The sequence below is a fragment of the Scrofimicrobium canadense genome, assembly GCF_009696615.1.
Taxonomy (GTDB): domain Bacteria; phylum Actinomycetota; class Actinomycetes; order Actinomycetales; family Actinomycetaceae; genus Scrofimicrobium; species Scrofimicrobium canadense.
The window spans coordinates 1-19,102 of the sequence record NZ_VULO01000017.1 but is presented as its reverse complement, the minus strand read 5'-3'; the positions used below and the strand labels follow the sequence as shown (position 1 = coordinate 19,102).

The window sequence follows — 19,102 nt, the reverse complement described above, 5'->3', positions numbered from 1 at the left end:
CAATAGCTGCGTCGTATATCAATGCCTGTCAGATTTACTACCAACGAGTGGCTGCATGGGCTTCCACGTGGTATCGCGTTTGATCACGCGGGCGTCTTTCATGCCTCGCCACAACGCAGACATTCCGGTCTTCCACGTCTTATCCACTGTAGCAATGCGGATTATTTCCTTTGCGAATGTTAAAGCAGTTCCCGCGGCGAACCAGAAAGGCTTGAAATCGCCGTGCAGCGCAAAATACTTGGCCATATAGCCACGGTTTCTCATGATGTAGTAGCGCACCATATCTGATGTTCCATTGAGGCGCCGCACCTTGAGGTCTAAGTGTTTGAGAGTTCTAGTGCGGCGCATGATGAACTCATCCACAACTGCACAATTTGTGACTTTTGATGCGAGATAGCCGTAAACGGCGTCGTCCCAGTAAATGAAGAAACGTGGGTCTGGAATACCTATTTGCTCTGGAATAGAGCGGCGGAACATGCCACCTTCAAAACAGAGCGTGTTCATCGGCATGTATCCGTCTTTGAAATGTTCTTTAGCTATCGGGTTCGGGGCTCCCAATGCGGTGTTGAAGTCGTATTGCCAGTAGAACGGCGCGCCATCAAAATTGTAGCGTCTGCCTTGAACAACGTCGAAGCGCCTGGTCCAGGGGTAAAGTTTGAGGAGTGCGTCAGGTTCAACTGCAACGTCATCGTCCATGAGCCATATCCACTCTGCCCCAGTGTCGTAGGCGAGTTGTGTTCCCACGGAGAATCCACCAGAACCGCCGGTGTTCTCTTCCTGAAGCGAATATATGAGACGTTCTTCCCCGCGCGTGTTCGTGCCCAAAAGTTCGCGAAATCCCTCCACCACCTCAGGTGTGTTGTCTCCGGAAGCATTGTCAACGATAATTACGTATTCCGGTTTGAGCTCCATCTCTACGATTGATTGAAGGAGCAGAGCAAGAAGTTCGGGGCGTTTATAGGTCACTGCAGCAATTGCAACAGGGAAAGCCTCAGCTGTGGGTTTGGCCATTGCTCTATCATATGCGAACTGTGCGGGCGCTGTCCGGGGTACACTGGGCGGGATGAATGACAAATATGATCTTGTAGTTGTCGGTGCCGGGCTTTTTGGCCTTACTGTTGCTGAGCATGCGGCTCGCCAGTGGGGTTTGCGTGTGGCTATCGTGGAAAGGCGTTCTCATATTGGTGGGAATGCGTATTCTGAGATTGATCCAGATACTGGCATTGAAGTTCATAAGTATGGCGCGCATCTTTTCCATACCAGTAATGAGCGTGTGTGGGAGTATGTGAATAGGTTTACTGAGTTCACTGACTATGTCCATACGGTATATACGACTGTTCGGGGTGTTGTATATCCGATGCCTGTGAATATGGGGACCATCAATCAGTTCTTTTCTGCGTCGATGAGTCCAGATGAGGCGCGTGCTCTGGTTGCTGAGCAGTCTGCTGAGGTTGCCCCTGAGGATGCAGAGCGTGATTTTGAGACTAAAGGTATTTCCTTGGTGGGGCGTCCGCTTTTTGAGGCATTTTTCAAGAACTATACAGCTAAACAGTGGCAGACGGATCCTAAGGAGCTTTCAGCTTCGATTATTTCTCGGCTCCCAGTACGTTTTACGTACAATAATCGGTATTTCAACGATAAGTATGAAGGGCTTCCCAAAGACGGGTATACCGCCTTTATGGAGCGCATGGTTGAGAGCGATCTGATTGATATCTATCTCGATTCAGATTTTTTTGATCCTGAGAATCCGTTAGGGAAGTCAGCGGTTGTGGGGAAGATTCCTGTGGTGTACACGGGCCCGGTAGACCGCTATTTTGACTATTCAGAAGGCGACTTGTCGTGGCGCACAGTCGATTTTGAGCGTGAAGTTGCGGATACCGGTGATTTCCAAGGAACTTCAGTGATGAATTACGGGGATCTGGATGTTCCATATACTCGGATTATTGAGTTCAGGCATTTTCACCCTGAACGTGACTACCAAAACGAGAAGACAGTAATTTTCAAAGAATTTTCTCGCTTTGCGGGGCATGATGATGAGCCTTATTACCCGATCAACACACCAGCTGACCGTGAGAGACTGCTAGCGTATCGACAGGCTGCCAAAGATGAACCTCAGGTGTTTTTCGGGGGACGCCTTGGGACATATCAATATCTTGATATGCACATGGCTATCGCGTCAGCGATGCGGATGGTCAATAACGAACTGGCAGATGTCTTCGAAAAATAATGAGTATAGATAAAACACAATTTGACACTCCAGGACGCTCTAGCGGGCTGCTAGAAGTATTTCGCCGCAATTATCTTGAGTCCCTTTTGGTCCACAAGGAACTCCGCGTACGCTACCGAGGTTCTGTATTAGGGATGCTCTGGTCCTACGCGAAACCACTCACACAATTTGCGGTCTTCTATGTAGCCGTAGGCTTGTTTATGGGGATGGAACGAAATATTTCGCATTTCGTCCTCTACATGTTTGCGGGTGTCGTTCTGATCAACTATTTTACTGAAGCCTTCTCTAACGCTACGCGTTCGGTTGTGGTAAATGCTGCTTTGGTGAAAAAAATCTATCTGCCACGCCAACTTTTCCCGGTGTCCTCCATCTGGGTGGCATTAGTTCACCTAGGACCCCAGCTTGTTGTCTTACTGGTTGCTGCGCTGATCTTTGGATGGCGACCTGGACTCATGAACCTTGCAGCAATCGTTCTGGCGGTTATCATCGTGACTGTCTTTGCACTCGGTGTCGGACTTATGTTTGCCGCCGCAAACGTATTTTTCCGTGATGCGGAAAACTTCGTCGAACTAATTCTCATGATGGCTACGTGGATTTCCCCGATTCTATACAGCTGGACCATGGTCTACAAGGTGTTCGTCGACCACGGTCTGACATGGATATGGACTATCTACCAACTTAACCCCATGACGGTGGCAGTAGAACTCTTCCACTACGGCTTTTGGCAGCCGACGATCTCTCCCGAAGAGATTCTGGTGCATGGGCAAGCTGGTTTCGCAAACTTCTCCCCAGCTGAGATTGGAGAAATGAATGCCGCTCAGGCGGGTTCCTTCCCCCCTAATGCTTACCTGTGGGTTGCCTTAGCTTTCGTCATTTCATTCATCGTTCTTTTCGTGGGCGACTGGGTTTTCCGCCGCGCCGAACGTCGATTTGCTCAGGAGCTCTAAGATCGTGGACCCAGTAATCGTAGTTGACGAAGTTACGAAAGAATTCACCATCCGCCGAACTCACTCGATGAAAGAGTCGTTGGTGTGGGCTCTTACGGGACGCCGTAAAGACATTAGCGACCAGTTTCGTGCTCTTGACTCGGTCAGTTTCCAAGTGGGCCGTGGAGAATCTGTTGGCCTGATTGGCTTCAATGGCTCAGGCAAGTCAACAATGCTCAAGCTGATCTCTGGCGTAATGGTTCCGGACAAGGGTTTTATCGGTACTAAAGGCAAAGTTGCTGGGCTGATCGAGGTCGGAGCAGGATTCCACCCGGACCTTACTGGACGCGAAAATGTCTACCTCAACGCCGCAATCCTAGGCATGGAAAAGTCTGAGATTGATGCGGTATTTGAAGAGATCGTCGATTTTTCGGAGATACGAGACTTCATCGACCAGGAAGTCAAGTTTTACTCTTCGGGAATGTTCTTGCGACTAGCTTTCGCTGTTGCAGTGTACACAGACCCAGAAGTGTTCCTGGTCGACGAAATTCTGGCAGTGGGGGATGAGCCATTCCAAAAGAAATGTCTTGCCCGAATTAGACAACTGCAAGAAGAGGGACGTTCGTTGGTTATCGTTAGCCATGACCTAGACATGATTGCTGATCTTTGCGACCGCGGGGTAGTGCTCCAAAAAGGTTCTCTGGTCTTCGATGGGCCAGCTGATAAAGCGGTCGAAGCCTTGCGCGCTCTCTAATGGTCTCCCTTGCGTGATTTGAGGGCAAAATATACCGAGCTTAAGTCTTCGTTTTCGTGGCCTTCTGCTAGAGCTTTTTGGTATGTTGACTCAACGGCATCGATAATGGCGGTGCCAACCCCAGCTGTTTCTGCCGCTTGATTGATTAGTCCCAAGTCTTTACACACAGCAGCTAATGAAAACTGTGCAGAGAATTCGTCAGTGAGGATCTTTTCTCCCTTGATATGTGCGTAGGGAGAGTCGGAGGTGGCACCTTCAATGGAATCGAGGAACAACTGTGCGTCTAAACCGTAGGCTTGACAAAGAGCGATGGCCTGAGCAGCGGCTGAAGTAATTGTCGCGACCCATGAGTTACACGCAAGTTTCACGACGGTTCCGTCACCTACCTTTTCGCCACAGTACACAAGCTTCTTGCTGATTGCATGCCACACAGGTGCCAGTTTTTCAAAGTATGCTTTTTCCCCGCCACCAAGAAGGATGAGAGAACCCTCTTCAGCTTGCAGTTTCGACCCCATCATGAGTGTTTCCACCAGATTGATGTGTTTTTCCTCAGCGAAGGTGGCAACGCGTTTTGTGGCGTCCACACCAATGGTGGCAGTTTGAACCCAGAGGGCGTCAGATCTTGCGGCATCATGTGTGGACTCCAGAAAACCCATGACAGAGTCGCCATCAAAGAGAACGACAAAGATGGCGTCAGCGCCCGCAATTGCCTTCCTCGGGTCAGGTTCAACACGGGCACCTAAAGCAGCTAAATGCTCTGCCTTTTCAATGGTCCTATTCCACACAGTTGTTTTGATGCCACTGCGTAACAGTGATGTGGCTATACCGCTGCCCATGATGCCGGCGCCTACCACCGTTATATTGAGATGTGTGTTTGTCGTCTCATTGTCAGTGGCTGTATTCCGATTATCCATCGATATTCCTTTGTAGTTTATTTAAATAGATCCTTACTTCAGCGTACGTCTCTTATTGCTAATGCGGAAAGCTAGGATTTCACTCCCTAGTCATTCTCCGGTAGTCTGCTACACGCTCAATAGGACGTAACAAAGACATAATGCCGGAAGAATTGGTGTCGTCGAGATGAGGAGTAGCACGTAAGTGTCAGACGTAACCGCTGCGGTGCCCGCCAAAGGCACTACAGGACCAATCGGCTTCACGGCTACTTCGCCAGCTATTCGTAGACGCCTTGACATACAGGGTCTGCGAGCAGTCTGTATGCTCCAGGTGCTCTTTTATCACGCGTGGACCATTGGATCTCCGATTGGTGTCGATTCATTCATCATGATTTCAGCATTCTTGATGACCTCATCTTTTGTGCGGCGCAGTGAACGTGGCACCATGCCCAATTTCCTAGAGCGATGGGCTCACACATTCAAACGTCTGCTGCCGCCCCTCACGCTAATAGTTCTCACAACTCTTGGTGCAGTATTCTTTCTGTTTCCTGCCACACGCTGGAAGGAAATGGTCACCCAGGCTTTCGCCTCGCAAACCTATTGGGAAAACTGGCGCTTGGTGGAAGTCGCAGCTGACTACTACGCTGCAGACCACTCACTTCAAAGCCCTTTTCAGCACTTATGGTCCATGTCAATGCAAGGACAAATGTTCCTGGCATGGCCAGTGATCATGACTCTATGCGTTCTCCTTGCTAAGGCAGTCAAGATTCCTATCCGGGCCACCGTCGCGACAGCTTTTGGCCTGGTTACCGTAATGTCCTTGGCATGGTTACTATTGCTGGCTCCCAGCGACGGAAGCATCTATTTTGATACGAGGGCTCGGATTTGGGAGTTCGCGTTCGGATCAATGATTGCGGCGCTAGCACCGTACATTCGACTCCCTCGTGGCGTCGCACAATTCCTTGCATGGGCAGGTTTCGCGGTCCTGATAGCGTTCTGTCTTATCCCCATCGGAACGTATCCCGGGCCGATGGCATTCTTCCCGATGGGGGCCGTTAGCCTGATCTTGCTGTTCTCAAGCGAAGAAGATAAGAGAGGGACTGGACGAACTCTCGCATGGAAGCCGCTTGTATGGCTGGGTAATATTTCGTACGCAGTCTACTTGGTTCATTGGCCGCTGTTTATCTTCTACCTGACTTTCATGGGATATGACCGGCTGAGTGTCAAATCGGGGCTCTCACTGATCGCATTGTCACTAGGCATTGGCTACCTGGTGACACGTTTCCTTGACGACCCTCTTCGTTCATGGAAGTGGGCCAACCGGGCTATGCGAAATAAGTGGACGGTCGTCGTCTTAAGTTTGATAGTTGGCCTCCTCCCAATCGGAGCTGCCCACATCATCCTAGAAAAACAGGCCAACGATTTTGCAGATTCAGTGAGTTCGGTAGACCACCCGGGCGCCGCAGCGATTGGATCAGTTCAGCTTAACCGATACGAGCAAACTCCGATCCCAGGGCCCCTGTCCCTAGGGGAAGAATGGCTGTCCTATCCTGATGGATGCAACCCCCTATATCAGCAGGTATTCCCAGAACCGGCAAAAGGGCAGTCATGCACCAAATACGGTCAGGGGAGTGAAAAACATGTTCTCATAGTGGGGGACTCCCATGCGGAGCAAAACCTGCTACCTGTTTTTAGTGAGATGGCTGATACAGATGATGAGCTGAGTGCTGAGGCAATTCTTACAGGAGGGTGCAGCACCACAATGCCGAGAGGCGACGAAAACTGGTGTGATAAGCGTAATCGCGGAATAATTGACTATATTGAGGCGGCTTCACCTGACTATGTTGCTCTAGTTGCTACTCGTGTGAGTGCAGATTCACCTGAAGAGGAGCTGCTCCCCGGTATCGAAGATCTCATCCAGCACCTCACGGACAGGGGGATTACCGTATTGGCCTTTCGTGACAACCTAAGGTCGGAAGAAAACCTATACGAGTGTTCCGCCGAACGGCCAGCCGACCAACTGATGGGTGGGTGCCTATTGGACCAAAACCAATACCTGGCCGCCACAAATCCGGCTTTAGAGCTTGAAGGGCCGAACGTCCACGTATTTGATGCCACGGACCTGCTATGCATCGAAGGTACATGTCCGACAATCATGGGCAATGTGCATATCTATCTTGACGACAACCATCTCACGAAAGCCTACTCACAGACCATGGCGCCTATCATGGCCCAACGCGTGAGAGAAGCACTAGGCAACTAGCGCTTGCGGTAAAGCTTCTTTGACTGGAACACAGGTTCGCTGGTTACCTGTACCCCCAGACTACGGAAGATCCCCTCGTCGACAGATCCGAGAATGACCGATGTGTGAACGTCTAAACCTCGCAAATGTGGCAGTTGATCCATCGCCAACTGGGCATGGGGATCGGTGGTTGCTGCAACGGCCAGCGCAATGAGCACCTCGTCCGTATGGAGGCGAGGGTTCTTACTGCCCAAATGTTTGGTCTTGAGCTCTTGGATAGGCTTGATTGTTGCCGCAGCTAGGAGGTCGATTTCTGGGTCAATATTAGCCAGTTTCTTTAGCGCATTGAGAAGTAACGCTGAACTGCTACCCAATAGTGCCGAGGTCTTGCCAAGGACAATGCTGCCATCGGGTAGTTCCATGGCCGCCGCAGGTCCTTTGGTGGTCTTAGCAAGATCACATGCTGGATCGACTACAGGGCGGTCGTGAACGGTGATACCCATCTGTCCCATAAGTAATGCGATGCGATCAGATACGACAGGCTCGACGCTTTGAGCCACCTCATCCACCCGGGCTTTGAAGTAGCGGCGGATGATTTCTTGTTTTGACGCTTGACGGCAAACCTCATCGTTCGAAATACAGTATCCAGCCATGTTGACACCCATGTCGGTGGGTGACTTGTAGGGAGACTCACCGAGGATTCTCTCAAAAAGAACGTTGAGAACTGGAAAGATTTCTACGTCCCGGTTGTAATTGATTGCCTGTTCACCGTAGGCAGCCAAATGGTAGGGATCAATCATATTGACGTCATCGAGGTCAGCAGTGGCAGCCTCATAGGCGACGTTGACAGGATGGTCAAGGGGGAGATTCCAAATGGGGAATGTTTCAAACTTGGCGTAGCCAGAGGAAATACCCCGCACATTGTCGTGATAGAGCTGTGAAAGACACGTGGCCATTTTGCCGCTTCCAGGACCAGGAGCCGTCACCACAACCAGATCGCGGGATGTTTCGATATATTCATTTTTTCCGTAGCCGTGTTCCCCGATAATGTGGGGGATATCGTGAGGGTACCCGTCTATTGAATAATGGCGGTACACCTTGAGTCCTAAACGTTGTAACTTTCGCCTGAACTCTTTTGCCCCGCGGTCATCCCCCGTGATTTGGGAAATGACGACAGAGCTGACGAACAGCCCATAGGACCTGAATTCGTCAATAAGGCGCAAAACATCAACATCGTAGGGGATACCTAAGTCGCCACGCACTTTGCGGCTGGCAATATCTTTGGCTGAGACTACGACTACTACCTCAGCCTCATCTTTCATGGCCTCTAGCATGAGGATTTTGTTGTCAGGCAAGAAGCCAGGCAAGACCCGTGAGGCGTGCATGTCGTCAAAGAGCTTCCCACCAAACTCTAAATAGAGTTTGCCGCCAAACTGGCGCCTACGTGCCTCGATATGTTCGGTCTGAAGAGAAATATACTTTTCGCGGTCAAAACCGCTGCCTTGTTCTGCCACGTTCTCTAATGATACACGTACGCGAATGGGTCAAAGTGACCATCTATCCACTTATTTGCTCACGTGCACTCCACCCGGGATAACTGAGGCAGTGAAGTCACTAACATCAGTGAGCGGGTCACCATCGAGTTCAATCACCTGCGGTGAGTCGAAGCCGACCCGAACCTTGTCAATCTGTAGGACCCGAGTATGATTGCCCTCAACATCTTCGATTTCACCATCGTCATCTGTGAATACTCGTTTGATTCCTTTATCCCAGAGCATAGTTTTGGCGGTGTCAGCCCATGCCCCCACAGATCCTCCTGAAATGAGTAGCAGGTCTAGTTTTCCATCGAAGGGATCGGCATCAGGTAAGACGGCAACTCCTCCTTGCAGTTGACCACAGTTCCCGATCAGCATGGTGTGGCCGCTAGTCGCCTCGTCAGGACCATCGTCAACACTCAACTTCACATTGGCTTGATCATTTCCTGACAATGCATCCTGGGCTGCGCCCAGGTAGGCGAGCCATCCGACCTTTTCTTTGGCATCCTCGTCAACGTTATCCATGATTTGAGCATCAAGGCCAAAGCCGCACATGACAGTGAAAACCGAAGTCTTCTCTCCCTCAGGTGTGCGGTAGGTCAGTTCTCCGACATCCATGGCAGTGGGGGTGCCTTGAGCAGCGACCAAAAACGCCGCCGATATATCATTGAGCGGAATACCAAGATTTCGGGCGAGGAGATTCCCAGTTCCTAAAGGAATGATGCCCAGTGTCGTATCCCCAACTGCATGAGTCATGGCTTCTGTTACTGCACGGACAGTCCCATCCCCACCCGCAGCGAGAACTAGATCAGCCTTAGCATCAAGTGCTTGCTGAGTTACTCCCTGGCCTTCATCCTCAACGCTGGTCTCAAACCACACTACTTCTGGTGTCCCAGGCAATGTTCTAGCTGCCTGAGACACCGCGCTGTGTATCTCTTGCGTATCGACTTTGGAAGGATTGAATACAACAGCAATCTTTTTCGTCATGGTGACCTCCTGGAGGATAATCTGCCATGGAGAAGGCGATTGCGCTATGCAAATGCAGAAAGAGCCTTTATCGCTGCGCGCGCGCCCTGAGTACGAATGAGGCCAAGAGCTGCGCAATAGTCTTGTCTGAAGTGGTTGTTTTCAGTGAGCGGCCCCAATACTGCCACATCTGATAAGAGGCCTTCAGCGTTGCCGCCGCCGTCATGAGACACCAGCTTCTTGAGTGTCGGCCAGTGGCTGTCCTGGATGTCCAGCTGCACCATTGAGCCCTCCATGCCCAACGCCCACGCTGCACACATTCCGGCGGCCAACGGTGATGAATCCCCGGCATGGGCGCGATCAATTGCGGTAGGTATGACAAACTTTGGCATTCTGTCAGATGCGTCGAATGCCAGGCGTGCCAAGGTATCGGCAATTGCACTATTGGTGAAGCGCTCGAAAAGAATGTCAATATAGTTGGTCACATCAATGCCGGGGACCTCTGGCAATGTAGTGAGGGCCTCACGGGTGAGGAACTCCCTGGTGAAGTGCTCGATGTCAGGATCGCTGGCGGCCTCATGGGCAAAGGTGTATCCCAGGAGACGCCCCCAGTGCGCTAGAGACTGATGAGAGGCATTGAGCAGTCGCAGCTTCATGAGTTCATAGGGGACAACGTCATCAACTAGTTGGACGCCAACTTCTTCAAGAGGAGGGCGGCCTAAGGGGAAATCGTCTTCAATGACCCACTGGATGAACGGTTCACAGGTCACTGGCCAAGCATCGTCTATTCCCGTTGTTTCACGTACTAGAGCGATGTCTTCTGGGGTTGTTACCGGGGTGATCCTGTCAACGACACTATGCGGGTTTTTGGAGAGGCCATTATCTCTAGGACTGTCTGGCGGTCTTCAGTGGCGAAGACGTAGTCGACGATAGAACCGATAGTGGAGGTCTCAGATGTGCCATCGGGATATTTGAGAGTCACAGTGTAAAGGCAGTCTTGTCCAAGTAAGGCATCCCTCATGGCGCTGTCACCCGGCATGACACCGACTCCGCAAATCCCCCAGTCAAGGGCCTTTCCTTGACGCATCAGCTGGTCGAGGTACACCGCCTGGTGAGCTCGATGGAAGTTGCCTACTCCGAAGTGGACAATCCCAGGTGTGATGGTTGAACGGTCGTATGCGGATTTCATGATTATCTGTCTACTTTCTATGAATGGGCAATAGCGGAAGCGGGCGCGTTGTCTGCTGGCTGTGAATGGAGGACTCGGGCGTTACCGGGCAGTTTGAGGAAAAAGAGAAGGAAGAAGGAAATGACATAGAGTCCTGCTAGTGCGAACATCACTCCAGCCGGTCCAACCGTACCAACGAGAGCGGTGACGATAGCGGGTCCAACGAATGACCCAAGTCCAGCGCCAAGATTGAGCACTGCGAGTGCATTTCCAGTTTCATTGTGAGAAAAAGCTACGACCAGCGGGGTAGATGGTACGTGGGCTGACAGGCCGATACCTATCCAGCCATTCCCAAAGCAATCAACCAGAAGTTGGCCCCGAAGACGTTGGGTATCACGTAGAGGCAGATGAGGGAAGCAGTGCATATTGGTGTGGCAAACCATTGCATCGTATTGCGCCAGCCGATGCGGTCGCCGACCACACCCCATATTACATCCCCAACAACTGCAACCACGCCAAAAATGCTGAAAAGAAGTATGGCTTGCGGCAGTGGCAAAGCACGTGGCTAACGTTTTCCTCAAACTTGGTATGACGCCGGGGGAGGAAAATCGGCGAGTGCGGGCTGTACTCACGTGGTTGCAGGCGTAACTATGTTCTGCCTGCAACCACGATTATCCTAATTGCCGATTTATAGTGAGGGAAGACGTCTCGCCCGACTGCTAGCAGTTTGCTCGGTTCGCGACAGTAGGGGAGATTGACCTCGTTGTGACCGATGCAGGCATTTCAGCTCAAAACATCAAGAGCTTCGAAGAAGCTGGTGTACGTTTTCTGATAGCCAGTTAGCGTGGATTACGTCGACATAAGAGCGGCTCAATTCCCGTCGTATTAATGTGTGAGGATTAGGACAACTTGATATGTCTTGCTTGTCCTGTTACTACTTGAGGGAAGTTACCCATGGATAGGGTCAGTATATTCTTCAAAAATAGTAAGCCGATCCATGGGCTCGATTCCGATCGCGCCGTCAAATGAGCCTGCCTGCCAGTCTTCTTGGGTTGACCATGTGACGGTTCCGCTAAGGCCCTCTCGGTGACACAGTAATGTGCAGACGTCTATTCGTGGGATCCGTATTCTTTCGCCGAGTGTAGCAGTGCCGGTCAATGTGCACACGATTCGAAAGAATTCTCCTTGGAGGTTTGTTGGCAGATTGTATGTCTTGGTGCCGTCATCTAGATAGACCTCATAAAAAGCGTCAACAGTTTTCTGGTTATTAGAGACCTCAATACGAACTTGTGTCCGGCACTGAGGGGGGATTTGTGCAGATACTTTGAGTGCATCAAGGCTCCATGTATCCGCATCACGGAAAAAATCACGCTTGTAATTGCGGACTTGACGCCATTGCGAGGTGTAAATTCCCTCAGTTTCTATGGCGCCAAAGTCAAGGTTAACTCTGATATTGGGTGAAGTGCTGGCTTGCCAATCAGAACTGGTTGCTATTTCCAGATCATCTGTATAGGTATCCGCGTATACGACGCGAGAAATACTGCCAGGAAAATGGGTGAAATATTTGGGGCGGCCAATATCTTCAATGACGTGTCCAATGAAAGAGTAACCAACGAATAACGGCAATGAGGAATAGTCGTTGAGAGCTACTGAGTCACCAACCGGAGGCACGCTTGCAACAGTTTGTGTGTCGATACGACTAATGCCGCCATCGCGTACTCCAAACTGAAATGCATAGTTTGCCCATTGCTTCAAGCTAGCGTTGCCACCAGCCCACCCATATTCATTGGGGCCGTAGCAGGTTCCCCATTTCATTGTGCCATTACGGTCGACAACCATGCGAAGGTGATAGGTAGCTCCCCATCCGACGGAGAGACCTCGAACAAGCAAAGGATTGTGCGCCATTTCCTCGGAAGTCGCCAGGCGATCCATTTTTGCCCGAATCAAGGCAGAAAAAGATTGCCCACATTGCAGCGAAGGTGATGGCGGTATTTCGATATAGTCTCCTTCGTCGACAAGCTCCAGATAAGGTTGGCCTTCATGTGCGCAAAGACGGGGTGTTCCTCTGATGAGGCCATCATTGCCCCACAGGCTTTTATCCCGAATTCTTGGTACTACTGTGATTCCTCCTCCACATTCGTACACCTTTTCATACACGACAACGTCGTTGAGTCTGATTGAGAGAACATGGCTGCCCCCCTCTTTGAAGTAGTAAGGAATCTGGAGTCCTACACAACTTGCGGGAGAAATATCGAGATCTTGGCTCGAAACTCTCACGCCATCCCAGTACAAAGCAAGTGTGACAAGCCTTAGTTTTTCAGATTGATTTACAAGATCAGATGTCACGGTGATAAGTGAATCGTCTCGTGAGAGTTCCACGGAGATGTTCCCACACGTGACCGAGTCAACCTCCGCAATGTCTATCGTATATTCGGACCCGGCGAACTCCAGACAGTGGCTTCCGGGTGTTTTAGGGGAATAGGTGAAAGTAATAGAGAGTGACTCACCTGGATCGAGGTAGGCCAAGGACCCTGGCGCTCCAAGATCCCCAAGAAGAGGAATAGTGTGGAGTGCTCCATTATCGACGACGACTGGTCTAATAATTCCCAATCCGGTGCCGGAGTTATGTGCTATTGCTCTTATAGTCACGATCCCCTCGTGAAGTGAAAACTCTGGAGCGACATAGCGAATACAGTCGTCCCCGAGCTCTCTAGAGAGGATGACTTTATCGATGAGGTGTTGAGTGCCTTCACCATTAAATCCGAAGATACGTATCTGAAGTGTTTCCTGGTCTGCGTCGAGCTCTGCGTAGTTGCCGTTTCCAGTTGCAAGCATTTCGGGGAATTCCTCCATCAGTCTCCCCTTGATGCTGCCGCGCTGAAAGCCCTCTGCAGGATCTTGGCAGCTGGGCAGTGTGAGATACACGGGTTTCGGATTGACTTTTCCTTCAATAGGTACAGCTTTGTGGTATTCGTGGAGATGGCCTGAAAGCACAAGGTCGACGGCAAATCTTTCCACTATGTTACAAAGCCGTCTATTCGTCAGCGGATCTGTATAGGGGTGGTGGAGGAGGACAACCCGCCAGTGTGCATTAACCGCTTCCTCACTTTGTAAATCCTGGACTAGCCACTGTTCAATTTCATCTATACGTCTTTGTGCTGCATCATCAAGCGGAATCCCAGAGTTGACGGCATTCATTTCGGTGAGTCCCCATGGGTTACTATCTACCACGACAAAGTGAATACCAGCAGTATCTGTGAAGGAAAAAGACCTCCCTTTGGAATCTCGGTTCCAGAGGTGAGATTGGTGGGAAAAATACGTGTCGAAGTGGGGACCGTCATCATGGTTCCCTGGAGCATATATGAAGGGGATTCTTGCTAGAGGCTCAGCGAACGCTTCAAACCATCCCCTGCTGTACTGTTCCTTTTGGTAGCCAGTCCCACTTGGCATATCTCCTAGGTGAAAGACCGCATCATACTGACCTGCAAACGTAACTTTTGCCATTTCTTCACGCAGGTTGAAAGCATGCGAATCACTCATAAGCAGGTAACGCGACGATACTTTTGACTGACTGGGAGTACGAAACGAACCAGACCCTACGATTTCGTGTCCGTTGCAGATAAAGTAATCGTATAGTGTGTCTGGGCAAAGCTCCTCAATGTCAATCCAATATACTCCATCCGGTTCGCCTAAGAGAGAAGAAAACTGTGTGACTGGCGTGCAGATATTGTCATCTGGAGAGAGGGCAACAGTCTGCTCTTCTTGACCTGCCGGACGAATTCGAACAGAAAAGACGATACCGGCAGGTGCTTCCCATGCAATAGAAACTGAATGGGCAGTTGGTGCCAATAGGTAAGGGAAAACGTGCATGGATTCAGTCCTCAAAGGGTTTCTATCGAATCAGATGTATTGACCTTTTTCAGTTCAAGTTCTTCTTGTCGTAGTCTTTTTTCTTGTCGTATCTGGCCATAAAGAACCGGGAAGACGAAGACGACCATCAGGATTGTAGACGCGACCCAGAAGATTATGATCGACTCAAAATGGTAAGTAGTGACACCATCTACCGTGGTACTGAAATGACCCATCATCCAACCATTGATAATTTCTTGGGCTGTAGCGCCAAAGTATGCCAACAGGCCGACCATGCCCATGGCTGCTCCCGTGGCCTTTTGGGAAACCAGTGAAACTGCCAGCATGCCTCCCAAAAAGGATAATTCGATGCCAAGAGCAAATCCATACACTGCCGCTGAAACCATACAAAGCATACGATTCTCGTAGAGGGTGACGATGCCAAGAATGCCAAGGATCATGACAATCCCAAAGACAATTGAAGTAATTGCGTGTCGAGACTTGAAGATTTTGTCGGAGATAATGCCGGATAATACAGAGCCGACACCGCCCATAACTGCAACAATGCCCAAGGTTGACCCTGCAGTAACGATCTCATAGCCGCCTTGCTCCTGAAGAAAGATCACACCCCAAGAGGCTACAGAATAGCGAGTGATCCCTAGGAAAATCGCGCTAAATGCGGCAAACCAAACAAACGGGTTCTTTGCAGCCTCGATTTGAGCTTCTTTGGTTGACGTTTTTTCTTCGATCTTCGCTAAAGCTGTTTCACCCGCGAATTCATCGGCTGATGGCAATCCATAAGTTTGAGGACGATCATTCATGAAATAGAAGACCACTGCGGATAACACGATACAAATGACGCCGGGAATAAGAAAAGCCTGTCTCCAGCCCAAGGCTGCAACGATGAACGCTGTACCGACGTATGTGAGTCCCTCCCCCAAATAATGGGCAATGCCGAAAAACCCATACCACGTAGCTAACTGTTTCTTTGGAAACCATTGTGAAAGGGATACTGTGGCAGGAGCAGACCCCATTGATTGGAAACAGCCGTTAAGAACCCACATCACCACAAACAGTCCGTAATAGACAGGAGCGAGTCCCAGGACAACATTGACAATGGCTGCACCCAGGAGCCCTAGAGGGATGATCTTTTTGATATTTGCGTGGTCGCCGATAAAACCATTGGTGAACTTGCCAAGAGCAACCGCAATAGTGAGTCCTGCACCTATGACTCCCAGTTGAGGTGCTGTGAGCCCCGCTTCAAGAAGGGGTTGTTTCGCAACGGATAGCGGCAGACGCATAACGTAATACATCGCGTATCCAATGGTCATTGCGATGACGCCTGAATAGCGCCGTTTAAGGAATTGCTTGCGTACAACTTGGGGGTCGGTGATACGAGGTTTGTCCGGTCCTGTAAGGAACCATCTGAACGGATTCTTCATCGTTATCCTTTTCTAGAAAGCGCGCGTCGACTTCGGCGCGGCCGAATCGGGAGAGGAGAGACAACTCAAAAAGCTATCAATCGCTACTCGGTAGATTGGCACGAGGACGCGAGCTAAGGAAGAGCGTTGACATGTTGTATCGATCCAGCACTATGTCGAATCGATACAACAACACCTATTTTTCAGGTACCGGACCAGTCGAGGACCTAACCACCAGATGCGATTCCACTGCGATTTCGGTTTTCTCCTTTGATGGTGCTAATGGATCGGAAGACAGTCTCGCGGCCAACAATTCCAAAGCCTTATCAGCTAATAAGTATCCGTCTTGACGGATTGTCGTGAGAGAAAATGCTGGATTTGCTGCAATCGTTAGATCGTTGTATCCAACCACCGATATATCTTGAGGAATTCTAAAACCATATTGGCGTAGCCGTAGTATCACGCCTGAAGCTACAGCATCGTTGTAGCAAGTAACAGCCGTGGGAAGATGGTCGCCGGTTGTTAGTAAATCGGCGCCACGAACACCAGCCTCAGTGTCATCACCGCACTGCAAGACATGGGCCAGGTCAATCAATCCAGAATCTGACATTGCACTGAGATAGCCTTTCTCACGCTCAGGTGCCATAGACCTTTTGACGCCCCCGATATGGAATATATGTCTATGCCCTAGTTCGTACAGATGCTGGACTGCCATTCGTTCCCCCTCGACGGGGTCAGAATAAACAGAATCAACATTGTGTGCACTGGAATATCGTGCAAGCGTTAGCGTCGGAATTATCCGGCCAGCCTCCTCAAGATACCGATTAGCCAAAGAGGATCCCGTGACTATCAGCCCCCGGCATCTTTCGGCTAGAAGAAGCCGCAAACAAGCCAGTTCGCTGTGATGTTCGGTGCCGCCCGCCAAAACGACCTCGAGGTCATGCTTTGCTGCTGCGGCATAGACGGAATCAACCAAAGATGATTGAAAAGGACGACTAACCTCATAGATCATCCCGATGACTGAATTTGTGTTCTTGCGCAAAGCGGATGCTCTACGGTCAGGGCGCCAGCCCAACTGGTCGGCTGCATTGATTATTTTTTCCCTCGTGATAGGTGAAATTCGCGATCCCGGGTTAAATGCTGCCGACACTGTTGAGGGTGAGGTTCCCGCAAGTCTAGCTACCGTTCGAATTGTTACGTGTTTTGACACATCATCACTTTCGTTTTCGGACGCACAAAAGGTAGTTTAGCGGCACCGTGCCTCCATTGGCTCACAACGATAGCTTACGCATCGAAGGTAAGGATGCGTGCGACACCGATTCTAAAAAAAATAGCACCCCGAGCAATGCCTGGGCGACTTGTCAGTGTCCTGAAGACAGGGGGAGTCTCTTCCGCATCAACTGTCGTATCGTAGTTGTGACCAGAACCGGCTAAATGAAATGAGAGGATGGCCTTGTTAGAGTTTGGGCGAAGTAGTCATGTTTCTGGTTTGGAAGCCAGGCGCTCATGTCGAGGAAACTCTTGTTATCGTCTGCACTTTCATGACACTTTTTCAATTGGGTTGATACAAGAAGGCAGATCGACCCTTACAGGTGCCCTTGATGGTCCGATCGGTCTCGAATCTGGGGACGTCGTAGTTATACCGGCTGGCCATGTGCATGCCTGCAACCCTGAAAAGGGCCATGGCTCTACCATATGATCCACACCAACCAGCAGTGGGCGTATTTGCGCATTGCTGAGGGAATGGGGAACGACATATTCTCAGGCATACGCCTTCTGCGGGACTCAGCACTGCCTGACTTGGTGCATGCTTTCAGCCGCGCTATTTTTGAGGACACATCCAAGAGTGCCATTGAAGAGCACGCGAATAAACTATTGCAGGCGATGGGCAGGATTACTCCCGCGATCTTGGCCAAAAACACAGTTGATGTGAAACTTGCGCAAAAGTTGGAGCCAGTGCTGGTCAGGTTGAAAGATGATGCATCGATGCCGCCACTTAACGAACTGGCCGAAGAAGTACATATGTCAAAGTATCAGTTGGTACGTGCCATGAGAAAGGCAACAGGCCTCACGCCTGTCGCGTGGAGACATAATGCCCGCATCATCGAGGCACGCCATTTATTGAGCGAGGGGCAACCAATTGCTCAGATCGCGCATGTACTTGGATTTACTGATCAGAGTCACTTCCACCGCGTATTCCGTGCTTACGTTGCCGCATCACCTGGCAGATATTGAAGTCAACTGCAATAACGTACAAGACCTAGAAGCGTCCTAGAGAAAGACTGGAATAGAGTCCAGTACACATCGGGGAGCGCATGGAACAGTTTGTCGCGGTGGCAGTCGCCCATTTTCTAGCGCTACTCATTCCGGGGGTCGTTTTTTTCTTATTGTTCGCACCGCTATGACAGGTGGTTGGCGAAATGCCACGGGTGTGTGCTTGGGGATTGCCTGCGCCAACGGTTTCTTCATAGTGGTAGCTTTTTCGGGCCTATCATTGATATCGCATCCAATGGTCCTCAATCTCATTCAACTTGCTGGCGGAGGTTTCCTCATATTTATTGGGGGAGTCTTCCTTCGGTCACGGGCAACTGTATTTGTCGACGAAGAACCAGTTGTCGGGAGCGTAACGTGGCTTCGCAACTTTGGCCTGGGATTCATATCCGGCCTATTGAACCCGAAAAATGCGCTGTTCTATATGAGCTTGGCTGCCGCTATACACAGTGATGACACCACAGCTCTTGTGGTCTATGGAGTATGGATGTTTTCTGTTCTTCTTCTCTGGGACATCTTTGCAGCGGTAGTCTTTGGATCACATCAGGCACTTCGTTTCTTGAAACGAGTTCTTCCATGGATTTCCGCACTTTCAGGTGGATTCCTTGTCCTTTTTGGTGCCGGAATGATCTTGCGTTTGGCTTTTTCAGCCTTCCAGCTGCCCATCACGGTGTTCTAATTCCCGTGGCAGTTTGATATTTCTCGCTGGGATGGTGGTTTAGTGGCTCTTCGGACTTTGGTGGGGTGTGAAGGTGTTTCATACTTTTAGGTGTGATCCAAAAAGATAATAGAAACACCTTCACTGTCTCTGATCCTACGTTGATTCTTCAGGCTTTGGTGAGTTTGAAAG

18 protein-coding genes and 1 pseudogene are annotated in these 19,102 nt (G+C 50.3%); 8 read left to right on the top strand and 11 right to left on the bottom strand.

Annotated features, from left to right (window positions below):
* Window positions 1–18: 18 nt before the first annotated feature.
* A complete protein-coding gene (locus FYJ24_RS11800) occupies window positions 19–1,011 on the bottom strand; it encodes a glycosyltransferase (protein ID WP_154546649.1) in 993 nt (330 codons plus the stop codon).
* Between the two features lie 52 nt (window positions 1,012–1,063).
* On the opposite strand from FYJ24_RS11800, the gene glf reads away from it, so the two are divergent.
* From glf to FYJ24_RS11785, 3 genes are read left to right on the top strand one after another with little or no spacing between them, the layout of a single operon-like run.
* Window positions 1,064–2,227: a UDP-galactopyranose mutase gene (gene glf, locus FYJ24_RS11795; RefSeq protein ID WP_154546648.1), complete on the top strand. Its 1,164-nt coding sequence runs from the start codon at window positions 1,064–1,066 to the stop codon at window positions 2,225–2,227.
* Entirely contained in the window at window positions 2,227–3,174 is a 948-nt protein-coding gene (locus tag FYJ24_RS11790; protein ID WP_154546647.1) for an ABC transporter permease, read from the top strand. Before glf ends, FYJ24_RS11790 begins: the two co-directional genes overlap by 1 nt.
* Window positions 3,175–3,178: 4 nt before the next feature.
* Window positions 3,179–3,907 (top strand): ABC transporter ATP-binding protein, encoded by a 729-nt coding sequence (locus FYJ24_RS11785; protein ID WP_318656697.1) that lies wholly within the window; start codon window positions 3,179–3,181, stop codon window positions 3,905–3,907.
* Here FYJ24_RS11785 and FYJ24_RS11780 read toward each other — a convergent pair.
* On the bottom strand, window positions 3,904–4,821 hold the full coding sequence (locus FYJ24_RS11780) for an NAD(P)-dependent oxidoreductase (RefSeq protein WP_154546646.1): 918 nt from the start codon (window positions 4,819–4,821) through the stop codon (window positions 3,904–3,906). The genes FYJ24_RS11785 and FYJ24_RS11780 overlap by 4 nt on opposite strands.
* A gap of 184 nt (window positions 4,822–5,005) precedes the next feature.
* Here FYJ24_RS11780 and FYJ24_RS13465 point away from each other — a divergent pair, with 184 nt between their 5' ends.
* Entirely contained in the window at window positions 5,006–7,063 is a 2,058-nt protein-coding gene (locus FYJ24_RS13465) for an acyltransferase family protein (protein WP_154546645.1), read from the top strand.
* Here the strand turns inward: FYJ24_RS13465 and FYJ24_RS11770 are convergent.
* The 6 genes from FYJ24_RS11770 to FYJ24_RS11750 form a co-directional block, all read right to left on the bottom strand.
* Window positions 7,060–8,556, bottom strand: coding sequence for a DUF1846 domain-containing protein (locus FYJ24_RS11770; RefSeq protein WP_318656696.1), 1,497 nt, complete (start codon window positions 8,554–8,556; stop codon window positions 7,060–7,062). The genes FYJ24_RS13465 and FYJ24_RS11770 overlap by 4 nt on opposite strands.
* A gap of 51 nt (window positions 8,557–8,607) precedes the next feature.
* Window positions 8,608–9,564 (bottom strand): diacylglycerol/lipid kinase family protein, encoded by a 957-nt coding sequence (locus FYJ24_RS11765; RefSeq protein ID WP_154546643.1) that lies wholly within the window; start codon window positions 9,562–9,564, stop codon window positions 8,608–8,610.
* Window positions 9,565–9,608: 44 nt separating this feature from the next.
* The gene (locus FYJ24_RS11760) at window positions 9,609–10,358 is read right to left on the bottom strand and encodes a mannitol dehydrogenase family protein (RefSeq protein WP_318656700.1); all 750 of its coding nucleotides are present in this window, start codon (window positions 10,356–10,358) and stop codon (window positions 9,609–9,611) included.
* A gap of 14 nt (window positions 10,359–10,372) precedes the next feature.
* Window positions 10,373–10,732 carry a mannitol dehydrogenase family protein gene (locus FYJ24_RS13460; protein ID WP_318656695.1) on the bottom strand — a complete coding sequence of 120 codons (360 nt, stop codon included), beginning with the start codon at window positions 10,730–10,732 and terminating at the stop codon, window positions 10,373–10,375.
* 17 nt (window positions 10,733–10,749) lie between these two features.
* Window positions 10,750–10,968, bottom strand: a complete 219-nt coding sequence (locus FYJ24_RS11755; protein WP_154546641.1) for a hypothetical protein — start codon at window positions 10,966–10,968, stop codon at window positions 10,750–10,752.
* Between the two features lie 80 nt (window positions 10,969–11,048).
* Window positions 11,049–11,267, bottom strand: coding sequence for a hypothetical protein (locus FYJ24_RS11750; RefSeq protein ID WP_154546639.1), 219 nt, complete (start codon window positions 11,265–11,267; stop codon window positions 11,049–11,051).
* Here FYJ24_RS11750 and FYJ24_RS13605 point away from each other — a divergent pair.
* Window positions 11,255–11,359 (top strand): annotated as a pseudogene (locus tag FYJ24_RS13605) (DNA-binding response regulator); the annotation flags it as partial. The gene FYJ24_RS11750 and the pseudogene FYJ24_RS13605 sit on opposite strands and share 13 nt — an antisense overlap.
* Before the next feature lie 300 nt (window positions 11,360–11,659).
* Here the strand turns inward: FYJ24_RS13605 and FYJ24_RS11745 are convergent.
* The 3 genes from FYJ24_RS11745 to FYJ24_RS11735 form a co-directional block, all read right to left on the bottom strand.
* Window positions 11,660–14,581: a metallophosphoesterase family protein gene (locus tag FYJ24_RS11745; RefSeq protein WP_154546637.1), complete on the bottom strand. Its 2,922-nt coding sequence runs from the start codon at window positions 14,579–14,581 to the stop codon at window positions 11,660–11,662.
* Between the two features lie 11 nt (window positions 14,582–14,592).
* A complete protein-coding gene (locus FYJ24_RS11740; RefSeq protein WP_154546635.1) occupies window positions 14,593–16,002 on the bottom strand; it encodes an MFS transporter in 1,410 nt (469 codons plus the stop codon).
* Between the two features lie 175 nt (window positions 16,003–16,177).
* The gene (locus FYJ24_RS11735; protein WP_154546633.1) at window positions 16,178–17,191 is read right to left on the bottom strand and encodes a LacI family DNA-binding transcriptional regulator; all 1,014 of its coding nucleotides are present in this window, start codon (window positions 17,189–17,191) and stop codon (window positions 16,178–16,180) included.
* A gap of 237 nt (window positions 17,192–17,428) precedes the next feature.
* Between FYJ24_RS11735 and FYJ24_RS13600 the strand changes: the two genes are divergently transcribed.
* Genes FYJ24_RS13600 through FYJ24_RS11725 form a run of 3 tightly spaced genes read left to right on the top strand, consistent with a single transcriptional unit; the run spans window position 17,429 to window position 18,931 of the window.
* The gene (locus tag FYJ24_RS13600) at window positions 17,429–17,680 is read left to right on the top strand and encodes an AraC family ligand binding domain-containing protein (protein ID WP_225872158.1); all 252 of its coding nucleotides are present in this window, start codon (window positions 17,429–17,431) and stop codon (window positions 17,678–17,680) included.
* The gene (locus tag FYJ24_RS11730; RefSeq protein WP_206192700.1) at window positions 17,677–18,216 is read left to right on the top strand and encodes a helix-turn-helix transcriptional regulator; all 540 of its coding nucleotides are present in this window, start codon (window positions 17,677–17,679) and stop codon (window positions 18,214–18,216) included. Before FYJ24_RS13600 ends, FYJ24_RS11730 begins: the two co-directional genes overlap by 4 nt.
* A gap of 52 nt (window positions 18,217–18,268) precedes the next feature.
* Window positions 18,269–18,931: a LysE family translocator gene (locus FYJ24_RS11725; RefSeq protein ID WP_318656699.1), complete on the top strand. Its 663-nt coding sequence runs from the start codon at window positions 18,269–18,271 to the stop codon at window positions 18,929–18,931.
* The last annotated feature ends 171 nt before the right edge of the window (window positions 18,932–19,102 follow it).